Origin of the sequence: Loktanella sp. SALINAS62, from assembly GCF_018263905.1 — a bacterium.
Taxonomy (GTDB): domain Bacteria; phylum Pseudomonadota; class Alphaproteobacteria; order Rhodobacterales; family Rhodobacteraceae; genus Loktanella.
Genome location: NZ_JAAFZU010000001.1, coordinates 42,615 through 59,243, shown reverse-complemented (window position 1 = coordinate 59,243; position 16,629 = coordinate 42,615). Strand labels below are relative to the sequence as shown.

Sequence of the window (16,629 nt, the reverse complement as noted above, 5' to 3'; positions counted from 1 at the left end):
GCGTCTATTAGCCCGCCACTTCGGCCAGCAGGGCGGCATTGCCGCCTGCGGCGGTGGTGTCGATGCAAACGTGGCGTTCGTGGGTCACATGCGCCTTGTCCGGCATCGCTGTGACCAGTCCCACGATCGGGCCATCGCGCTGCGCCAGGGCCGCAGCGTAGGCACGGCCCGTGTCTTCGTCGCCCCACCACAGCACGCAGGCCAGATCTGACAACAGCGTCAACGTTTCGGGCGAGATTTCTCCGTCGGCCAGCACTGGCTGGCCGCCAAATTCCGTGACGGTCCGCGCCTGTGCTTTTGCGGTATCGGGGCCGGGGCCCATGCACAGGACCGGGCCACGCGGGTGTGTCGACCAGCGGTTCGATTCACCTGTCGGTCCGGGCATATCGCGCGGTTCAGACGATTGGCCCGCCGGCGCGTTTGCGATCGCCTTGTTCAACCGGTTGGCGTTGTCGTGTGTGGTCCAGCCACCACTGGTTTCGGCGCGCGGGGTCGGCACGTAGAACCGGGGCAGATACAGCGGACCGCCTGCCTTTGGCCCGGTGCCGGACAGACCCTCACCTCCGAATGGCTGGCTACCGACGATTGCACCGATCTGGTCGCGGTTTACATAAATGTTGCCGCAATGTATGCTGTTCACCATCATTTCGACCCGGTCGTCGATGCGCGTGTGCAGACCGAAGGTCAGACCGTAACCTGTCGCATTGATGGCATCTGCAACCTTTGACAGATCACGCGCCTTGAACCGCACTACATGAAGCACGGGGCCGAATACCTCGCGTTCCAGCTCGTCGATGCTGTTCAACGCAATGATCGTGGGGGCCACGAAATGGCCTTGGGCGGGTATTGCCAACTGATGCAGGACACGGCCTTCGGCCGCAGCCTTGGCGATATGTGCATCGATGCCATCCTTGGCCGCACGGTCAATCACCGGGCCAATGTCGGTTGACAGCGCCCACGGATCGCCCAGCGTGAGGGCATTCATCGCGCCCTTGAGCATTTCGATCAGCTTGTCAGCCACGTCTTCCTGAACGTACAGGCAGCGCAGGGCAGAGCAGCGTTGCCCGGCGGACCGGAACGCGCCGTTGATGATATCGCGCACCGCATGTTCGGGCAGGGCGGTCGAATCGGCGATCATCGCGTTCAGACCGCCGGTTTCGGCGATCAGCGGTGTTCCGGGCAGGCAATGTTCGGCCATTGCCGCCGCGATCTTGCGGGCGGTGGCGGTGGATCCGGTAAAGGCAACGCCCTTGATCCGCCGGTCAGACGTGACCGCCGCACCGATATCACCACCGCCGGGCAGCAATTGCAGGGCGCTTGTGGGCACGCCTGCCTTGTGCATCAGATCAACGGCCAGTTTTGCAATGATCGGCGATTGTTCTGCAGGTTTTGCAATCACAGCATTGCCTGCGGCCAGCGCAGCCGCGATCTGACCCGTGAAAATCGCCAAGGGAAAGTTCCAGGGGCTGATGCATGTCCACACACCGCGCGGTGTGGAATCGCTATGATGCGTTGCCTGCGCGGCGTAGTAGCGCAGGAAATCCACCGCTTCGCGCAGTTCGGCAACAGCGTCGGTCAAGGCCTTGCCAGCTTCGCGGGCCAGACAGGCGAACAGTTCGCCATAGGCGTCTTCGAACGCATCGGCCACATCGTTCAGGATGCGCGCGCGTTCCTGTGTTGGCACGTCCCACGGGGCTGCGGCGTCCAGTGCGACCGCCACATCGTCCGGCGTGGCATGGGCAACCCGTCCGACCAGATCGCCTGGACGCGCGGGATTGAACCGGTCGTGCGTGTCACGGTCGGGATCGCTTTCGCCCGCAAGGATCGGTGCGACTTTCCAGACCTTTGATTGATGCCGATCGCGGACGTCGAAAATCTGGTGCAACGTCGGGATATGCGTCAGGTCGAACCCTTTGGAATTCATGCGTTCTGGCTGGAACAGGTCCGGTCCGGCGTGCAGGTCCGGCATCTTGTTGATTTGCGCAAATGGATCGGCGGCCACCACCTCTGGCGGGACGGTTTCGTCAACGATCTGGTTCACAAACGAAGAGTTTGCGCCGTTTTCCAAAAGTCGGCGGACCAAATAGGCAAGCAGGTCTTCGTGTGCGCCGACGGGGGCGTAGATGCGGCAGCGCGTGCCGCGTTCCTTGATCACGATTGTATGCAGCGTTTCGCCCATGCCGTGCAGCCGCTGGAATTCGTAATCGTCCGGCGTGCGACCCATGGTATCGGCCAGATCAAGGATGGCGGCGACAGTATGGGCGTTGTGCGTGGCAAACTGCGGGTAGATGCGGTCCGTCAAACCCAGCAGCTTGCGCGCGTTGACCATATAGCTGACGTCGGTATGCGCCTTTGCGGTAAAGACGGGAAAGCCGTCGATCCCCATGACCTGTGCGCGCTTGATTTCGGCGTCCCAATAGGCACCTTTGACGAGCCGGATCATGATCTTGCGGTCCAGCCGTACGGCCATGTCGTGAAGATAATCGATGACCATGTGCGCGCGCAGCCCGTATGCCTGCACCACGATGCCAAATCCGTCCCAGCCCGCCAGGGCAGGTTCGGACAGCACTTCTTCGATCACATCCAGTGACAGGGACAGGCGGTCGGCTTCTTCGGCGTCGATGTTGAACCCCATCCCGGCGGCTTTTGCGAGGATCGCAAGCGAGGTGACGCGCGGCACCAGTTCGGACATGACGCGTTCGCGGTGCGCTTCTTCATAGCGGGGGTGCAGGGCGGACAGCTTGACGGAAATGCCCGGGTTTTCGGCGACGGAATCATGCGTGCAATGTTTCGCGATGGCCGAAATCGCCCGCGAATACGCCAGTTGATAGGTGCGGGCGTCCTTGTCGGTGCGTGCTGCTTCGCCCAGCATGTCATAGGAATAGGTAAATCCCTTTTTCTGCATGCCTTCGGCGCGCGACATGGCCTTTTCAATGGTTTCGCCCAGCACGAACTGACGACCCATTTCACGCATTGCACGTCCAACGGCGGTGCGGATGACCGGTTCGCCCAGTCGCTTGACCGCACCGCGCAGATGGCGCGTGATGCCCGGCTTTTCGTCGTCCAGAACACGCCCGGTCAACATCAACGCCCAAGTGGATGCGTTCACAAGGCTGGATGCGGAATGGCCCAGATGCTTGCCCCAGTCAGATGGTGCGATCTTATCTTCGATCAGCGCGTCGATGGTGATGCTGTCCGGCACGCGCAAAAGCGCTTCTGCCAGACACATCAGCGCAATACCTTCGTCGGTGGACAGGCCGTATTCGGCCAGAAAGACCTCCATCAGGCCGGGTTCGGAACTGGCGCGGATCTGACGGACCAGATCGGCGCCATTCGCCGTGATCCGGGCACGATCCGCGTCGGACAAATCCGACTGCTTGACAAGATCGGCAACAACAGCACGTTCGTCTGCATACAGCCCGCTTTCAATGTGCGAGCGGAGTGTGTCCTGGATATCACGGGGCATGGTAATCTCCGAAAAGGGTGTAACCGTTTTATAACACCTTGCGACAAGACGATCCGCCCGCTATTATTGGTCTGATAGACCAAACGCACTTCAAATCAGGATTGAATCAAGTGCAATCGACTGGGATTCTGGATCGCTTCGACGCAAAGATTTTGGATGTTTTGGCTGTTGACGGCCGGATCAGTGTGACTGCGCTTGCTGAACGGATCGGGTTGTCCAAATCACCCACGCAGGCGCGTTTGCGAAAGCTTGAAAGTGATGGCGTGATCCGGGGCTATCGCGCGCTGTTCGATCCTATTGCGCTGGGCCGGGATCATGTTTCGTTTGTCGAGGTAAAGCTGTCCGACACCCGCGAGTCCGCTTTGCGTGACTTTAACGAGGCGGTTCTGGCTGTGCCACAGATCGAACAATGCCATATGATCGCAGGCGCCTATGACTATCTGCTGAAGGTCCGGACCTACGGCATGACCGATTACCGTGCTGTGCTGGCGTCGTTCATTTCAACCCTGCCGAACGTGTCGGGTACATCGACCTATGTGGCGATGCAGGCCGTCAAGGAAGAGGGCGTATCACCGGTTCCGCCACAAGGTTGAAACCGCCCCACAGGCTGACGCGCTGCGTCAACGCAAAATCCGTGGCGGATTAAATGCAGCCTGCCAGATACTCTGCAAGACAGCGACATCAGAGTCTTGAAGACGCCGCCCTGCACACTTACCAAGGTGCCGGGCCCCCGTGGTGGAATGGTAGACACCGGAGACTTAAAATCTCCTGATCTTTGGATCGTGCCGGTTCGAATCCGGCCGGGGGCACCACTTAAAATCTTTTTATGCCTTGAAATCAATAACATAATAGAGCTGGGTTGTTTTCAATCCCCCTTTTCGTCCCCCTCGCGGCGTTTGGTGGCTGCGTTTTCTGCGGTTATTTTATTTGAACATCCGCAGCCATTTCATCGTCGGGCCCAGCGCCTGCGCCTCAAGTTCATCGCAAACGCATGATGGGCAAGGGTGGCGGCAAACGGGCGGCCCCTTAAAGCGCCTTGCGGGGGGCGGTTTGAAACTCTGCCGCCGATCTGTTCGGGACCGATACCAGACCCGAAAAAGCCGCATCCACAGTTCAGGGATTTCGGCTTAGTGGTAAATCTTTTTTCAACCGTGGTGGGTGGATACAACATGGCGACAACCCGTCAAGCCGCAGGGTCGTCGCCAAATCATACAGCGGGTTTACTACGTGCAAGTTGCAGGCGTGCCGGAAGCGACTACGTTTTGCCAATCACTGCCCAACAATGACCGTGCGGAAAGAGCTTGGTCGAAGCCGGGTTGGCCGGGCGCCATCATCTGCACAACCAAGTCTTGTTCGTTCGAATTGTAAGGTTGGAATCCAGTATATTGATTGTATCCCATGCCAGTGACCCGGCTACCTGTCTGGTCACCAACAATGATGAACTTGTCGCCTCCACGGTTAATTACCTCGACCGCCGCCGCTTGGTTCGCCACTTTTCTTGCCCCACTTCTTCCGCATGCAGGCGCAGCAGTTGTTGCGACTTTGAATGAGCTTGCTGACAAAGGCTGAATATCGGTTTGGGCGCATGCGACTAGCGTTAAGGCCGAAACCGCGAGAGCCGCGACGGAAAAAAGATTGGACATGGTTCAGAATTCCTTAGGTTTGATAACCGGCTAAGCTGCCTCAGCACAACTTATGGTTATTCAAACAGATGGGCGACATAGTGGCGGGAAAGTGACCTTACAGACCGTCCTAGGGTTTCCTCAGCTTCGGCTTCGAGCGCCATTCAATTTTCGCTTAGAATGATTTGGCACCCGCACCGCGTTCGTATTCAAATCAGGCTGCAAACGAAACAAGGGTGAGGTTTGCGATAGGCTGTCGACCCCTCGGCCTTTACTCCGTCGCGCCGTCGCTGGATCTGCTAACTGTTTGTTTTCATCCCCTCGCACGCGCGCGCGTGTCCGGTCACATTCCCAGCCAAAAACTGTGTTAGCGTTCGCGCCGTGCGGGATGAACGGTTTGGCGTTGGGATATCGGGCAACTTTCGATCCCCCCCTATGCCGTAATGCATGGTCAGGACACCGAACCCGCTACCTCTGTCAAACCGTGTGCCTATGGCTTGATGTAGATATGTCCTGTTTTCTGTGCCGCCGCTTTCCACAAAACGGGGCGCGGCGTCACAAAATACAGGACGGTTGCACCTTCAAAGGTTAACATTTGTTAACATCCGTCACACTCACTGTGACGGCCATGCACGGATTTTGTGCGGGGCTTTTGAATTTGATGAATGTTTTTCTGGCGGGCTTGCCGTCCGGTGTCGGTTCCTCTGCCAAGGCCCAGACCGATGCCTTGCCGATGCCCGACGGGCCAAGATGGGGGGCTTGGGTCAGGTAAATGAACCCGCGTTCCTCAAGTATTCTAAACCACGGCCCTACGGTGTTGCGGTGCACCGCCAGCGCCGTAGCCGCGTCCCGGTGGCTTAGGTAGATGCTGCCGTTGTTCGTGCCGTTGAAGCGGCGTTTCAATTCGATGTAAAGCGCGCGCGGGCCGGGGGGCAGGGTGGCCCATGCCTGTGTCGCCTGCACCCATTCGGGAAGCTGGACGAAACGCCCAACCCCCCTTTTGTTGTATTTGTATCGCTTGCCTGCCATCAGCGTTTGTCCCCACAGGCTGTGCCGACCAAAAGTCGCAGGGCAATCACAGGGCAACCGCAGCCCCCCAGGTCGATCCACGCGGCCTGTGCGGTGCCGTGTGCGACCTTGCGGGCCATGATGTGCCACGTTCCATTATGCCGGATAAGGCGCGTGTGAAGGTCAGTCATGTTCGCCCCCATAGTGCAGGGCCGCGACAAGGCGGGCTTGTGAAGGCGTCAGGCCATAGCGGCGGCACAGGCGGCGGATGCTGGCGGCGGTCATTGCGCGGCCACCACGTGTCCGCACAGGACGCGCGACCGCAGGACATAGCGCCCGTGCAATCCGCTAAAATCGCCGCCGTGCGGTTCGTGGATGGTGTCGATCTGCACACCCATGCCACGCAGGTTGAACACGTAAGCCGACCAACGCGGGGCGGGGTTGTCGATTGGCGTGCATCCCCTCGCGCCTGCATCGCGCAAGTAGCCCAGCGCCCAACGGTCGCGGCCTTTGACGGTGATGTATGAAACGGCCCCATCGGGGTTGACGATAGTGTAAGGGGCATCGCCCCATTGGCATCTAGCCATTGGATGTCCTTTCGGATTGTTTACGAAAGGCGCTGGGCGTATGGTGTCGGTAATCTTTCCACGGATTATTCCCGACCCCGCCCGTGCGCCTGCACAGCGGGGCGGGTCTTACCCCGCGATGCTCTGAATTGCCGCGTCGATATCGGCTTCGTTCCAGTAGAGGCGCGATCCAAATTTGATAGGCTGGGGCAATCGCCCTATTGCGATGTCGCGATAAAGCGAGCTGCGGCTTCGTCCGCCAAGTTTGGCTTGTAGATCGGGGAAAGAAAGTAATCGCACGGTATGTTCCTTGGTCAACTTCTATGCGCCAAGGTACCCCATCGAAACTCATTGCGCGAACGGGATGATGTTTTCAACACCCCGAACGCTACAGGCTCCGGAATGTCTTTAGTGCGTCAGGGTCGCCTTCAGCCACAAAGTCAATCATATCGCTACAATAATCTCGAAAAAGTTTGTGATCCGAGTGTGTGCACCAGTCGCGGAGTCTCGAATATGAGTACTGTAACCCCATCTTATCAAGCGCATCTGAAACAACATCGCAGGCACTATGCTCTGGAGACCCATCGTTACGCGAAATAGGTAAAGAGTAGATATCTGCAACTACATGTATCGCTAAGTAGATGGTATATCGACGGTAGAAATCCTTTGGAAAAGACTTTATTGATGGTGGCTTTTTCATGCCAGTAAACCAATAAACTATTCTTTTCGAAGCCCATTCGCGTAACTGTTTTGGTAGTGGTCGACCTCCAGATATGTTTATGGCGACAATGACCGTAGTAAATTCTGTCATTACCCTTGATTTTTCTGAGTAATCTATGAGAATTTCCGCAGCTTCGTCCGATATGGAAATATAGCTCCCTACTGATGTGTTGTTGTCAGCGACTAATTCTATTCCCCGAAATTTATTCAGAAAAAGTTTAGTCGATACTAAACCTTTTATTGCAGAATAATTGGAAGTTCCAATGGGCGTCATGCCCTCAAGAAGTTCAATACAGCCAGTGACAGGGTCGTTAATTAGCTCTGCTCGTATCAAATTAATCACCCATTTTGCATATTGATAGCGTTTGCACGTTTTCATTATTTCGGTAGCAATTCAGCTGTCCCCACCGCTCCATCAGCGCCCGCCGTTGCTCCAGAAAGTCCGTACGGCGGTAGGCGCGTTCGACCGTGCCGCCCGTGGTATGGCCCAGACAGGTTTCGGCAACGTCGTGCGGCGTCTGTGTCGCCTCTGCCGTCCAGTCGCGGAATGACGACCGGAACCCGTGGGGACGTTCGGACAGGCCGCGCCGATCCATCAGCGCCGTCATGGTCATGTCGGATATGACGCCGCGCTTGGCCCCCGGAAACAGGAACCCGTCACGGGCGAATTTGCGGGCCTCTGCTATCACGCGCTGGGCTTCTGCCGACAGCGGCACCCGAAAGTCGGACGTGGCCCCCAGACGGCCTTTCATGGCTGCTGCGGGGATGGTCCAGATATCGCCGTCGATCTGGTCAACGTGCATCATGCGCAGCGGGCCGGACCGCACCGCTGTCAGGATAAGCAACCGCAGGGCCAGTTCGGTGATGCTGCCGCCCAACGATTGATAGAAGGCTGGCACGTCGCGCCAGTTCATCGCGGGGACGTTAGTGACCGTATGGCGTTGCTTGCCCAATAGGGCCTTGGCCTTGTCGGTCGCTTGCAAGTCCACATCGAGGCCCAGCGCTGCCGCGTGACGCAGGACGATGCCCAGACGGTTCATTGCCTTGCGGGCCGTTTCGGCTTTCGTGTGCCAGATAGGGGCAAGCGTGTCGCGGATATCCGTCTGGTCGATATCAGCGACCGGAACGCGGCCCAGCTTTGGCAGGACGTGCAGTGCAAGCGGTGAGAACCAGCGGCCTGCCGTGCCGTCGCCTTTCAGTTCGGCCTTGCGGCTTTCGAAGGCGTCCAGCGCGATATCGGACAGCATGTGGATATTGCGCGCCGCCGCCCGCCGCTGGCGTTCGCGTTCCTTAATTGGGTCCAGACCCTGCCGCGCGACGGCCCGCGCAGCCTCTGCCGATTCGCGCGCTGCTTTCAGTGACACGGCAGGGAAGGCCCCTAGGCCCATCTCTCGACGCCGCCCGTGCGTTGTGACACGCAAGACCCACTGTGCGCCGCCGTCGTCGCGTTTGTGCAGCCACAGGCCCGCGCCGTCCGCATGTTTGCCGACAGGGGCGGACTTGATGCCGGATGCGGTAAGCCGATTCGTCGCAAGGCGCATTTTTCAGTCCCCCTCTGTGTCCCCCTCAATATATGGTATGCCGTGGGGCATTGTGAAGTGGCTTGATACAGCGCGTGACTTTAAAAGCTTTAAAAACAAGGGGTGCGCGGTCGCGGTGGTGCATCAAGATATAGGGCTTAGATGCTGGCCGGGGGCACCACGATTGGGCCAGTCGGATGCCCAAAAAACGTACTGAATTTTCCGCAGGAAAGTTGATGTAAATCAAGATATCGTGACCTATTCGAACGCGATGTTTCGGGGAAGGTTGAAACCAAGACTTGGTCTTGCATCATCTGGGCGGTCGTTCAACACTGTCATAGCTGCCGTTGGGAAATGTCCGGCGCACATTGCAGGATTTTCACGTTGTACGGTGTCGGTGCCAGCGCAGAATGACACGGGTCCAGATAGGAAGGGTTCGATTGTGGAAAAGAATGCGCCCGGTTCCAGAAGGGGCCGGCGACCCATGGACGAGGCGCTGACACTTCGCACGCTCAGCGCCTTTGCCGTGGACGTCATTAAAATTCCAAGTGTCGAAGACCTGTTTTGGTATGTGGCCCGCAATGTCGTCGGTCGGATGAATTTTATCGACTGCGTGATCTATCAAGCCAACGATGAACAGACCGAACTGATTCAGGTTGCGGCGCTGGGGGACAAGAACCCGTTTGATCGCGTCATTATCAACCCGTTACGGATTCCCTTTGGTCAGGGCATTACAGGACAGGTTGCGCAGACCGGGCAACCGATCATCGTCGATGACCTGCTGAAAGACCAAAACTACATTCCTGACACCGAACCCGCCCGGTCGGAAATCTGTGTGCCGCTCATGCTGGATGGTCGCGTCATGGGGGTGATCGACAGCGAACATCACGACATCGGCGCGTTCGGTGACGCTGAGCTGGAGATTCTGACGACCGTCGCGGCGCTGACATCGGCAAAACTGCAACTGCTAGCAGAAGTGGACCGATCCGATCGCCGCTACCGGGAACTGGTGCAATCGCATGCGCACCTGAGCGACGCGATCAGCGCCCGCAAGGCATTGGAAACCGAACTGTTCAACGCGCGCAAGCTTGAAGCCGTTGGACGGCTGACAGGGCGATTTGCACATGATTTCAACAATCTGCTGACGGTCATTTCAGGGAACCTTGAACTTATCGCCGGTGGCGCGGACGGAGCCGCGTTTGATGAATGCGTGCAGGACGCGCAGGCTGCCGCAATGCGGGGTGCAAAACTTATCCGGGACATGCTGGCGTTTTCGCAAAAGACCCACCTTGACCCTGTCGTCACTGACTTGAATGCGTTGGTGCGCAATGTTCTGGCGACCAGCGGCGGCATGGAACCCAGCGATGTCGTGCTGGATCTGATGGATGGGATCTGGTCGGTCAATGTGGATTCCGCAGGGACGGAAATGGCGTTGCGAAACCTGTTGGCGAACGCAGATGATGCCATGCCCCAGGGCGGTACAATCCGGATATCCACGGAAAACACGCGTCATGGTTATATTGATGGCGGACGGCCAGGGCGCGACCTGTTGCCGGGGCGCTACGTCAAGTTGAGCGTCACAGACGAAGGTGACGGAATCCCGGACGCCAAGGTCACACAGATATTCGACCCGTTTTATACAACGAAACCTGTCGGTGCCGGCAATGGGCTGGGGTTGTCGATGGTGTCGGGATTCATGAAGCAATCGGGCGGTGATGTTGCGGTGTCACGTAACACGCCGCATGGCACGACCGTCACGCTGTTTTTCCCAGTCGCCAGCAAAGAGGCATAATGCGTGGAAATGATTTGTTAACCATGAGCGGGTGACGATCCGTTGCGTCAGATAGGGGGAAATCATGACTGCGACACTGAAAGAACACGCGCTTGCGACACCGGGCCTGCCACTGGTCAGCGTCGCTGATCTTTGGTCGGGTGATCCTGCGCGCGTGCGCGCTGTTGCCGATCAGATGGGACGTGCTGCACGTGAATACGGGTTCTTTCGCATCCGTGATCACGGAATTGACCTGGCCATCATCGAACGCACCTACGCTGCGGCAGAACGGTTCTTTGCCCGGCCCGATAGTGAAAAGCGGCGATATTATATCGGCGACAGCCCGAACCACCGTGGCTATGTGCCGTTCACCGAAAAAGGCGACTACCCCGACGAGGTGAACCGCAGCTACGAAGCGTTTGATCTGGGGCTGGATCTGCCACAGGACGACCCTGATTTCTTAGCCGGTAACCGGATACTTGGCCCCAATGTCTGGCCGGATATGCCGGAATTCCGCAAGGATGTGTCGACCTATTATAACCGTGTGTCCGCGCTGGGCTTGATGATCTGTTCGGCACTTGAAATGCACCTGAACCTGCCAGTGGGTGCGATGACGAACCATATGACCAAACCGATCTCGCAGTTGCGGTTGTTGCACTACGTCCGCAATGCAGCCACGACGGATGCCAAATCGGTGAACATGGGCGCACATACCGATTATGAGTGTCTGACGCTGCTGCATACTCGCAACAGGGGATTGCAAGTCATGACGCAGGACGACACGTGGATCGATGTTCCGCCCGATCCAGCGGTGCTGGTGGTCAACATCGGTGACATGCTGGAAGCCTGGTCAAACGGATTGTTCCGATCCACGCCGCACCGTGTCCTGAACCTCAGCCCGGAACGTTTTTCCCTGCCGTATTTTGTGGCAGCAAATTACGACACGGTGATCGCGCCATTTCCGCAACTGGTCAGCAAAAAGCGGGGCTCTCGCTATGAACCCTTCTGCGCCGGTCAGCATCTTGAACGTATGCTGGTGCGAGACTTCCCCTATTTCAAATCTCTTGCGCAGCGGCGATCGGACAATGCCCTGCGGACAACTGAAAACCCGTTTGAACGCCGCCTAAAGCAAAAGTAGCCCGTCATGCCCAGTATAGAGGCGCTGTTCAGCGTCGCCATCGCCGGATTATTCCTCAGCGCCACACCCGGACCGTCGATGTTATATGTGCTGTCACGCAGCGTCGGCCAAAGTCGCGCTGCGGGTCTTGCGTCCGCCATCGGGCTTTGTCTGGGGGGGATCATTCTGGCGGTGGCGACGGCGATGGGTCTGGCCACGCTGTTCGCGCGCTTTGAATGGATCGTGACGGGCCTGCGCTGGGCCGGGTCGGTTTATCTGGTCTGGCTGGGGATCGGCATGATCCGCGAGGCACGGGTCAGTGCCACGATGCCCATCGATGTGCACAGCGTCGAAAAACGGTCGTTTCTGACGATTGTCTGGCAGGGCGTCGGTGTTGAATTGCTGAACCCGAAAACGGTCCTGTTCTTTGCGCTGTTCCTGCCGCCATTTGTCGATGCAAGCGTGTCTGGCAGCGTTCAGTCGCAACTGCTTATCTTGGGGATTCTGGTGCCGTTGACGGCCATCCCATCCGATCTTTTGGTCGCTTGGATGGGGGGCACCATGTCGCAGGTCGTCAACCGGCAGCACCGTGTCAGAACGGCGCTGTCCTGGGCGGGCGGACTGGTGTTGATCGTTATCGCGGGCAACCTGCAACTGGGTTATCTGTAGCGACAGCAGCCGGATCGCTTAACCCGCTGCCAGATATCGTTCGGTTGGATTGCAGAATTCCATTGATACATCCAGATAGGCGTTCAATGCTGCATGCATGGCCCGTTCAGACGGTGCATCCGATGCCAATTCCTGCGTCATGAAACGGTGAACGGCATCGGCAGCCTGTCCCAGTGCGGTCAGGCCAAGGCTGTTGGCCGATCCATACACATCCGACAGGATCGCCAGCGCATCCCGGTATCCGCGTGCTTCAAACAGGATTTCCAGCGCATCGTGCCGGGCGTAGTAATTGCGAATGAACCGCTGCTGCATCCGGCCCTTGTAGACGCTGTCCGACATTGATTGAGTCATCCCTATCGTCCTCTTTTCAAACTTCGTTAAGGATACCGTGACCTGCGACTGCGGCAGGACTATGATGTCGGTCGGGCAGAAATTTGCCTTAGTATGGAAGGCCAACGTAGTTTTCGGCGAAATTCGTCTGTGCGGCACGCGATGATTGAAGCTGCCGCAGCTCGCTGTCCTGTATCGCCTGATCGAATGGGTCCTGATCGGGGAATCGGTGCATCGTCGTCGTGAACCACCAACTGAACCGGATCGCGTTCCAGACCCGTTTCAGGGCCGTCGCGGAATAGGTATCGATCGCGTGGTCATCGGCATCGTGATAGTGTGACTTCAGTGCTTCGAACAGGTAATGCACATCCGACACCGCCAGGTTTAGACCCTTTGCACCCGTGGGCGGCACGATGTGGGCCGCGTCCCCGACCAGGAACAGACGGCCCCATTTCATCGGATCAGCGACAAAGGACCGCAACGGCGCGATCGATTTTTCGATGGTCGGCCCGGTGATCAGGCGTTCGGCGGCATCATGGGGCAGGCGGCGGCGCAGCTCATCCCAGAATGCGTCGTCGGTCCATTTTTTCAGCGGATCATCGACCGGTGCCTGAATGTAGTACCGGCTACGTGTCGGGCTGCGCATCGACGCCAATGCAAAGCCGCGCGGGTGGTTGGCATAGATCAGTTCGTGATCCACAGGCGGCAGGTCTGCCATCACACCCAACCAGCCAAAGGGATACACCCGTTCGTATTCGGTCAGCACATCGCGCGGGATCGCCTTGCGGGACGGGCCGTGAAAGCCATCACAGCCCGCGATCCAGTCGCAATCGATCCGGTGTTCCGTGCCGTCCTTGCGATAGGTCACATAGGGCGCACCACTGTCCAGATCGTGCAGTTCCACATCGTCAAGGTCGTGGATCACGATGCCGCCGGCCTTTTCGCGGGCATCATACAGGTCGCGGGTCACTTCCGTCTGGCCGTAGACCAACACGCGCTTGCCGATCAGATCGTCGAAATCAATGCGGAACCCGGCGTTCTGCACCGCCAGATAGGTTCCGGTATGGGGCAGGCCCTGTGCATGGGCCCGGTCCGCGACCCCGGCCTTTTCCAGCATGCCAACGGTGCCGAATTCCAGCACGCCCGCGCGGATGCGCGACAGCACATAATCCCGGCTGCGGCGTTCCAGTACCACGGTTTCAATACCCGCCCTGTCCAGCAGTTGCGACAACAGCAGACCGGACGGCCCCCCGCCGATGATACAAACCTGTGTGCGCATGATAGACCCCCCTGTCATAATCTTGCAGAATACCTGCACCATCGGGACAGATCAGGCAGTATCGGGGCGAAAACATGGACAATCCGGCCGCGACGCCCGCCTATGCGCTTTACCGTGAAGGCCGCATCTTTCCCGATGTGCTGCATGCCGAACCCATCACCGTCCGGGCATCCCGGCACGGTTGGCGGATTTCACGGCACAGACATCCTGATTTGTTGCAGATCCTTCTTGTGTCCTGCGGCAGCGTCACATTGCATCTTGATCATGAAAACCGCGCCCTGACCCCGCCAGTGGTGGTGACGGTGCCGCCGGGTTTGAACCATGGTTTTACCTTTGCTGCGGACACTGTTGGCACTGTGGTCTCGATCCCTGTGACCCTGTTGTCGGATTTGGGGGATGCGTCGTTGCGGCGTGTCCATGTGCGGCCCTCGTCCGACCGGATCGAACATCTGGTTGCGGCATTATCGGATCGGCACGCGGATGTGCGGGGCGCGCGCGCCGTGGCGTTGCGTGGGTTGGCGGTCGCATTGGCAAGCGATTGCACAGACCCTGCGGTGGCCAGCGCTGGCGGTGCTGCTGGACCTGATATCTATGCCCGGTTCGAAGCCTGCTTGCAGGATACGGTCACCCTGAACTGGGGCGTTGCCGATTACGCACGCGCGGTCGGCGCATCGCCGTCCCAACTGAACCGCATCGTGCGCGCACGCGCACAGACGTCCGTGATGGATGCAGTCAACACCCACCGTCTGGGGGAAGCTTGCAAGCGACTGGCCTACACGCGCCAGCCGATCACAACAATTGCCTATGACCTGGGGTTTTCCGATCCGACCTATTTTGCCCGCGTCTTTCGCAAGGGGTTGGCGTGCAGTCCACGTGATTACCGCAAGCGGTTCGCGGGTTGATCCCGACCTTTGCCACGGGCCACGCGGTCAGGTGGTGACATCGGGTCCGGATTTACCGGTGCGGGTGCGGATGCCTGCAATATCTTCTGCCGCGCGGATCACCCAGTCGAGCGCTACCTGTGGGTCTTGATCGAATGCCGCGGGGTCGGTTTCCAGTGCTTCCAGATACAGGCGGATCGTGGCCCCCGTCGTGCCCGTGCCAGACAGTCGGATGACAAAGCGTGCACCCCCGTCAAACATGACGCGCACGCCCTGATGCTTGCTGACCGACCCATCAACCGGGTCGTGATAGGTGTAATCATCGGCCATTGCGATGCGATGACCTTGCACGGTCTGGCCGGGCAGATCGCCCAGTTTGCCCCTCAGATCGGCAATCATCGCGTTGGCGGTGTCACTGTCCACCGCTTCGTAATCGTGGCGCGAATAGAAATTTCGCCCAAAGCTTTGCCAGTGGTCGTGCATGACCTCGGCCACGCTCATCTCGCGTTTTGCAAGAATGTTCAGCCACATCAGAACGGCCCATAACCCGTCTTTTTCGCGGATATGGTCGGACCCGGTGCCGAACGATTCTTCGCCACACAGCGACACCCGGCCGTCGTCCATCAGGTTGCCGAAGAATTTCCAGCCGGTTGGTGTTTCAAAACAATCCAGCCCCAGCTTTTCGGCGACCCGGTCCACCGCAGCAGAGGTGGGCATGGACCGTGCCACGCCTTTCAATCCCTTGGTGTAACCTTTTGCCAAATGCGCGTTGGCGGCCAGCACGGCAAGACTGTCCGACGGGCTGATATAGATATTGGGTCCGACGACCATGTTGCGGTCACCGTCACCGTCACTTGCCGCGCCGAAATCGGGCGCGTCATCGCCGTTCATCACGTCCATCAAATCATGCGCCCACGTCGGATTGGGGTCGGGATGCATGCCACCAAAATCCGGAAGCGGTGTTCCGTTCACGACGCTGCCCGCAGCAGCACCCAGACGGTTTTCCAAAATTTCCTGACCATAAGGGCCCGTAATGGCGCACATGGCATCGAACCGGATGCGGAATCCATTTGCGAACATGGCGCGGATCGCGTCGAAATCGAACAGGGTTTCCATCAGTGCGGCATAATCAGCGACGGGATCGACGACGGTGATCTTCATCCCTGCCAGTTCGGATTCCGCGACGCGATGCAGGTCCACATCCTGCGCTTCTTCAATGTGATAGGCGGTGATCGTCGTGGTCCGTTCGAACATGGCATTGGTCACGGATTCGGGCGCTGGCCCACCGTTAGACATGTTGAATTTCACGCCGAAATCCTCTTCCTCTCCGCCGGGGTTGTGGGATGCGGACATGATGATCCCGCCATCGGTCTTGTTCAGGCGGATCAAATGCGATGCGGCAGGGGTCGACAGCAGGCCGTCACGGCCCACAATTACATGCGCGGCACCGTTGGCAGCTGCCATACGGATGATGACCTGTGCGGCTTGCGTGTTGAAATATCGGCCGTCCCCGCCCAGAACAAACGTCTTGCCCTGTGCGCCACCGATACCGTCAAATATGCTTTGAACAAAGTTTTCCAGATAATGCGGCTGCATGAAAACGCGGGTCTTCTTGCGCAGGCCGGATGTACCGGGCTTCTGGCCGTCGATCGGGGTTGTTGAAACGGTTGTCATGGCTTC

16 protein-coding genes and 1 tRNA gene are annotated in these 16,629 nt (G+C 58.4%); 6 read left to right on the top strand and 11 right to left on the bottom strand.

What is annotated here, in order from left to right; genetic code table 11:
* Positions 1–7: 7 nt before the first annotated feature.
* Positions 8–3,466: a bifunctional proline dehydrogenase/L-glutamate gamma-semialdehyde dehydrogenase PutA gene (putA, locus tag GZH79_RS00260; RefSeq protein ID WP_211641149.1), complete on the bottom strand. Its 3,459-nt coding sequence runs from the start codon at positions 3,464–3,466 to the stop codon at positions 8–10.
* Between the two features lie 110 nt (positions 3,467–3,576).
* Here putA and GZH79_RS00255 point away from each other — a divergent pair, with 110 nt between their 5' ends.
* Both GZH79_RS00255 and GZH79_RS00250 read left to right on the top strand, forming a co-directional pair.
* Positions 3,577–4,059, top strand: a complete 483-nt coding sequence (locus tag GZH79_RS00255; RefSeq protein WP_349291141.1) for an Lrp/AsnC family transcriptional regulator — start codon at positions 3,577–3,579, stop codon at positions 4,057–4,059.
* Positions 4,060–4,192: 133 nt separating this feature from the next.
* Positions 4,193–4,278: transfer RNA gene (locus tag GZH79_RS00250), tRNA-Leu, on the top strand.
* 411 nt (positions 4,279–4,689) lie between these two features.
* On the opposite strand, the gene GZH79_RS00245 is transcribed toward GZH79_RS00250, so the two are convergent.
* The 7 genes from GZH79_RS00245 to GZH79_RS00215 form a co-directional block, all read right to left on the bottom strand.
* Complete coding sequence (locus GZH79_RS00245; RefSeq protein ID WP_249218895.1) at positions 4,690–5,109, bottom strand: hypothetical protein; 420 nt, start codon at positions 5,107–5,109, stop codon at positions 4,690–4,692.
* A gap of 567 nt (positions 5,110–5,676) precedes the next feature.
* The gene (locus tag GZH79_RS00240; RefSeq protein WP_211641148.1) at positions 5,677–6,117 is read right to left on the bottom strand and encodes a hypothetical protein; all 441 of its coding nucleotides are present in this window, start codon (positions 6,115–6,117) and stop codon (positions 5,677–5,679) included.
* Positions 6,117–6,287, bottom strand: coding sequence for a hypothetical protein (locus GZH79_RS00235; RefSeq protein ID WP_211641147.1), 171 nt, complete (start codon positions 6,285–6,287; stop codon positions 6,117–6,119). Before GZH79_RS00235 ends, GZH79_RS00240 begins: the two co-directional genes overlap by 1 nt.
* A 90-nt stretch (positions 6,288–6,377) precedes the next feature.
* Positions 6,378–6,683: a hypothetical protein gene (locus GZH79_RS00230; RefSeq protein WP_211641146.1), complete on the bottom strand. Its 306-nt coding sequence runs from the start codon at positions 6,681–6,683 to the stop codon at positions 6,378–6,380.
* Between the two features lie 108 nt (positions 6,684–6,791).
* Positions 6,792–6,962, bottom strand: coding sequence for an AlpA family phage regulatory protein (locus GZH79_RS00225; RefSeq protein ID WP_211641145.1), 171 nt, complete (start codon positions 6,960–6,962; stop codon positions 6,792–6,794).
* Between the two features lie 88 nt (positions 6,963–7,050).
* Complete coding sequence (locus tag GZH79_RS00220) at positions 7,051–7,761, bottom strand: hypothetical protein (protein WP_211641144.1); 711 nt, start codon at positions 7,759–7,761, stop codon at positions 7,051–7,053.
* Positions 7,718–8,923, bottom strand: a complete 1,206-nt coding sequence (locus GZH79_RS00215; RefSeq protein WP_211641143.1) for a site-specific integrase — start codon at positions 8,921–8,923, stop codon at positions 7,718–7,720. The genes GZH79_RS00220 and GZH79_RS00215 overlap by 44 nt, the downstream gene beginning before the upstream one ends.
* Positions 8,924–9,386: 463 nt before the next feature.
* Between GZH79_RS00215 and GZH79_RS00210 the strand changes: the two genes are divergently transcribed.
* The 3 genes from GZH79_RS00210 to GZH79_RS00200 all read left to right on the top strand — a co-directional run bounded on the left by GZH79_RS00210 (position 9,387) and on the right by GZH79_RS00200 (position 12,459).
* On the top strand, positions 9,387–10,694 hold the full coding sequence (locus GZH79_RS00210) for an ATP-binding protein (protein ID WP_211641142.1): 1,308 nt from the start codon (positions 9,387–9,389) through the stop codon (positions 10,692–10,694).
* 64 nt (positions 10,695–10,758) lie between these two features.
* Positions 10,759–11,811: an isopenicillin N synthase family oxygenase gene (locus GZH79_RS00205; RefSeq protein ID WP_211641141.1), complete on the top strand. Its 1,053-nt coding sequence runs from the start codon at positions 10,759–10,761 to the stop codon at positions 11,809–11,811.
* Positions 11,812–11,817: 6 nt separating this feature from the next.
* Complete coding sequence (locus GZH79_RS00200; RefSeq protein ID WP_211641140.1) at positions 11,818–12,459, top strand: LysE family translocator; 642 nt, start codon at positions 11,818–11,820, stop codon at positions 12,457–12,459.
* Positions 12,460–12,477: 18 nt separating this feature from the next.
* On the opposite strand, the gene GZH79_RS00195 is transcribed toward GZH79_RS00200, so the two are convergent.
* A complete protein-coding gene (locus GZH79_RS00195) occupies positions 12,478–12,810 on the bottom strand; it encodes a hypothetical protein (protein WP_211641139.1) in 333 nt (110 codons plus the stop codon).
* An 88-nt stretch (positions 12,811–12,898) separates the two neighbouring features.
* Positions 12,899–14,068, bottom strand: a complete 1,170-nt coding sequence (gene pobA / locus GZH79_RS00190) for a 4-hydroxybenzoate 3-monooxygenase (RefSeq protein ID WP_211641138.1) — start codon at positions 14,066–14,068, stop codon at positions 12,899–12,901.
* A gap of 74 nt (positions 14,069–14,142) precedes the next feature.
* On the opposite strand from pobA, the gene GZH79_RS00185 reads away from it, so the two are divergent.
* Positions 14,143–14,970 (top strand): AraC family transcriptional regulator, encoded by an 828-nt coding sequence (locus GZH79_RS00185; protein WP_211641137.1) that lies wholly within the window; start codon positions 14,143–14,145, stop codon positions 14,968–14,970.
* Between the two features lie 27 nt (positions 14,971–14,997).
* Here GZH79_RS00185 and GZH79_RS00180 read toward each other — a convergent pair whose 3' ends face one another.
* A complete protein-coding gene (locus GZH79_RS00180) occupies positions 14,998–16,623 on the bottom strand; it encodes an alpha-D-glucose phosphate-specific phosphoglucomutase (protein WP_211641136.1) in 1,626 nt (541 codons plus the stop codon).
* Positions 16,624–16,629 lie beyond the last annotated feature (6 nt).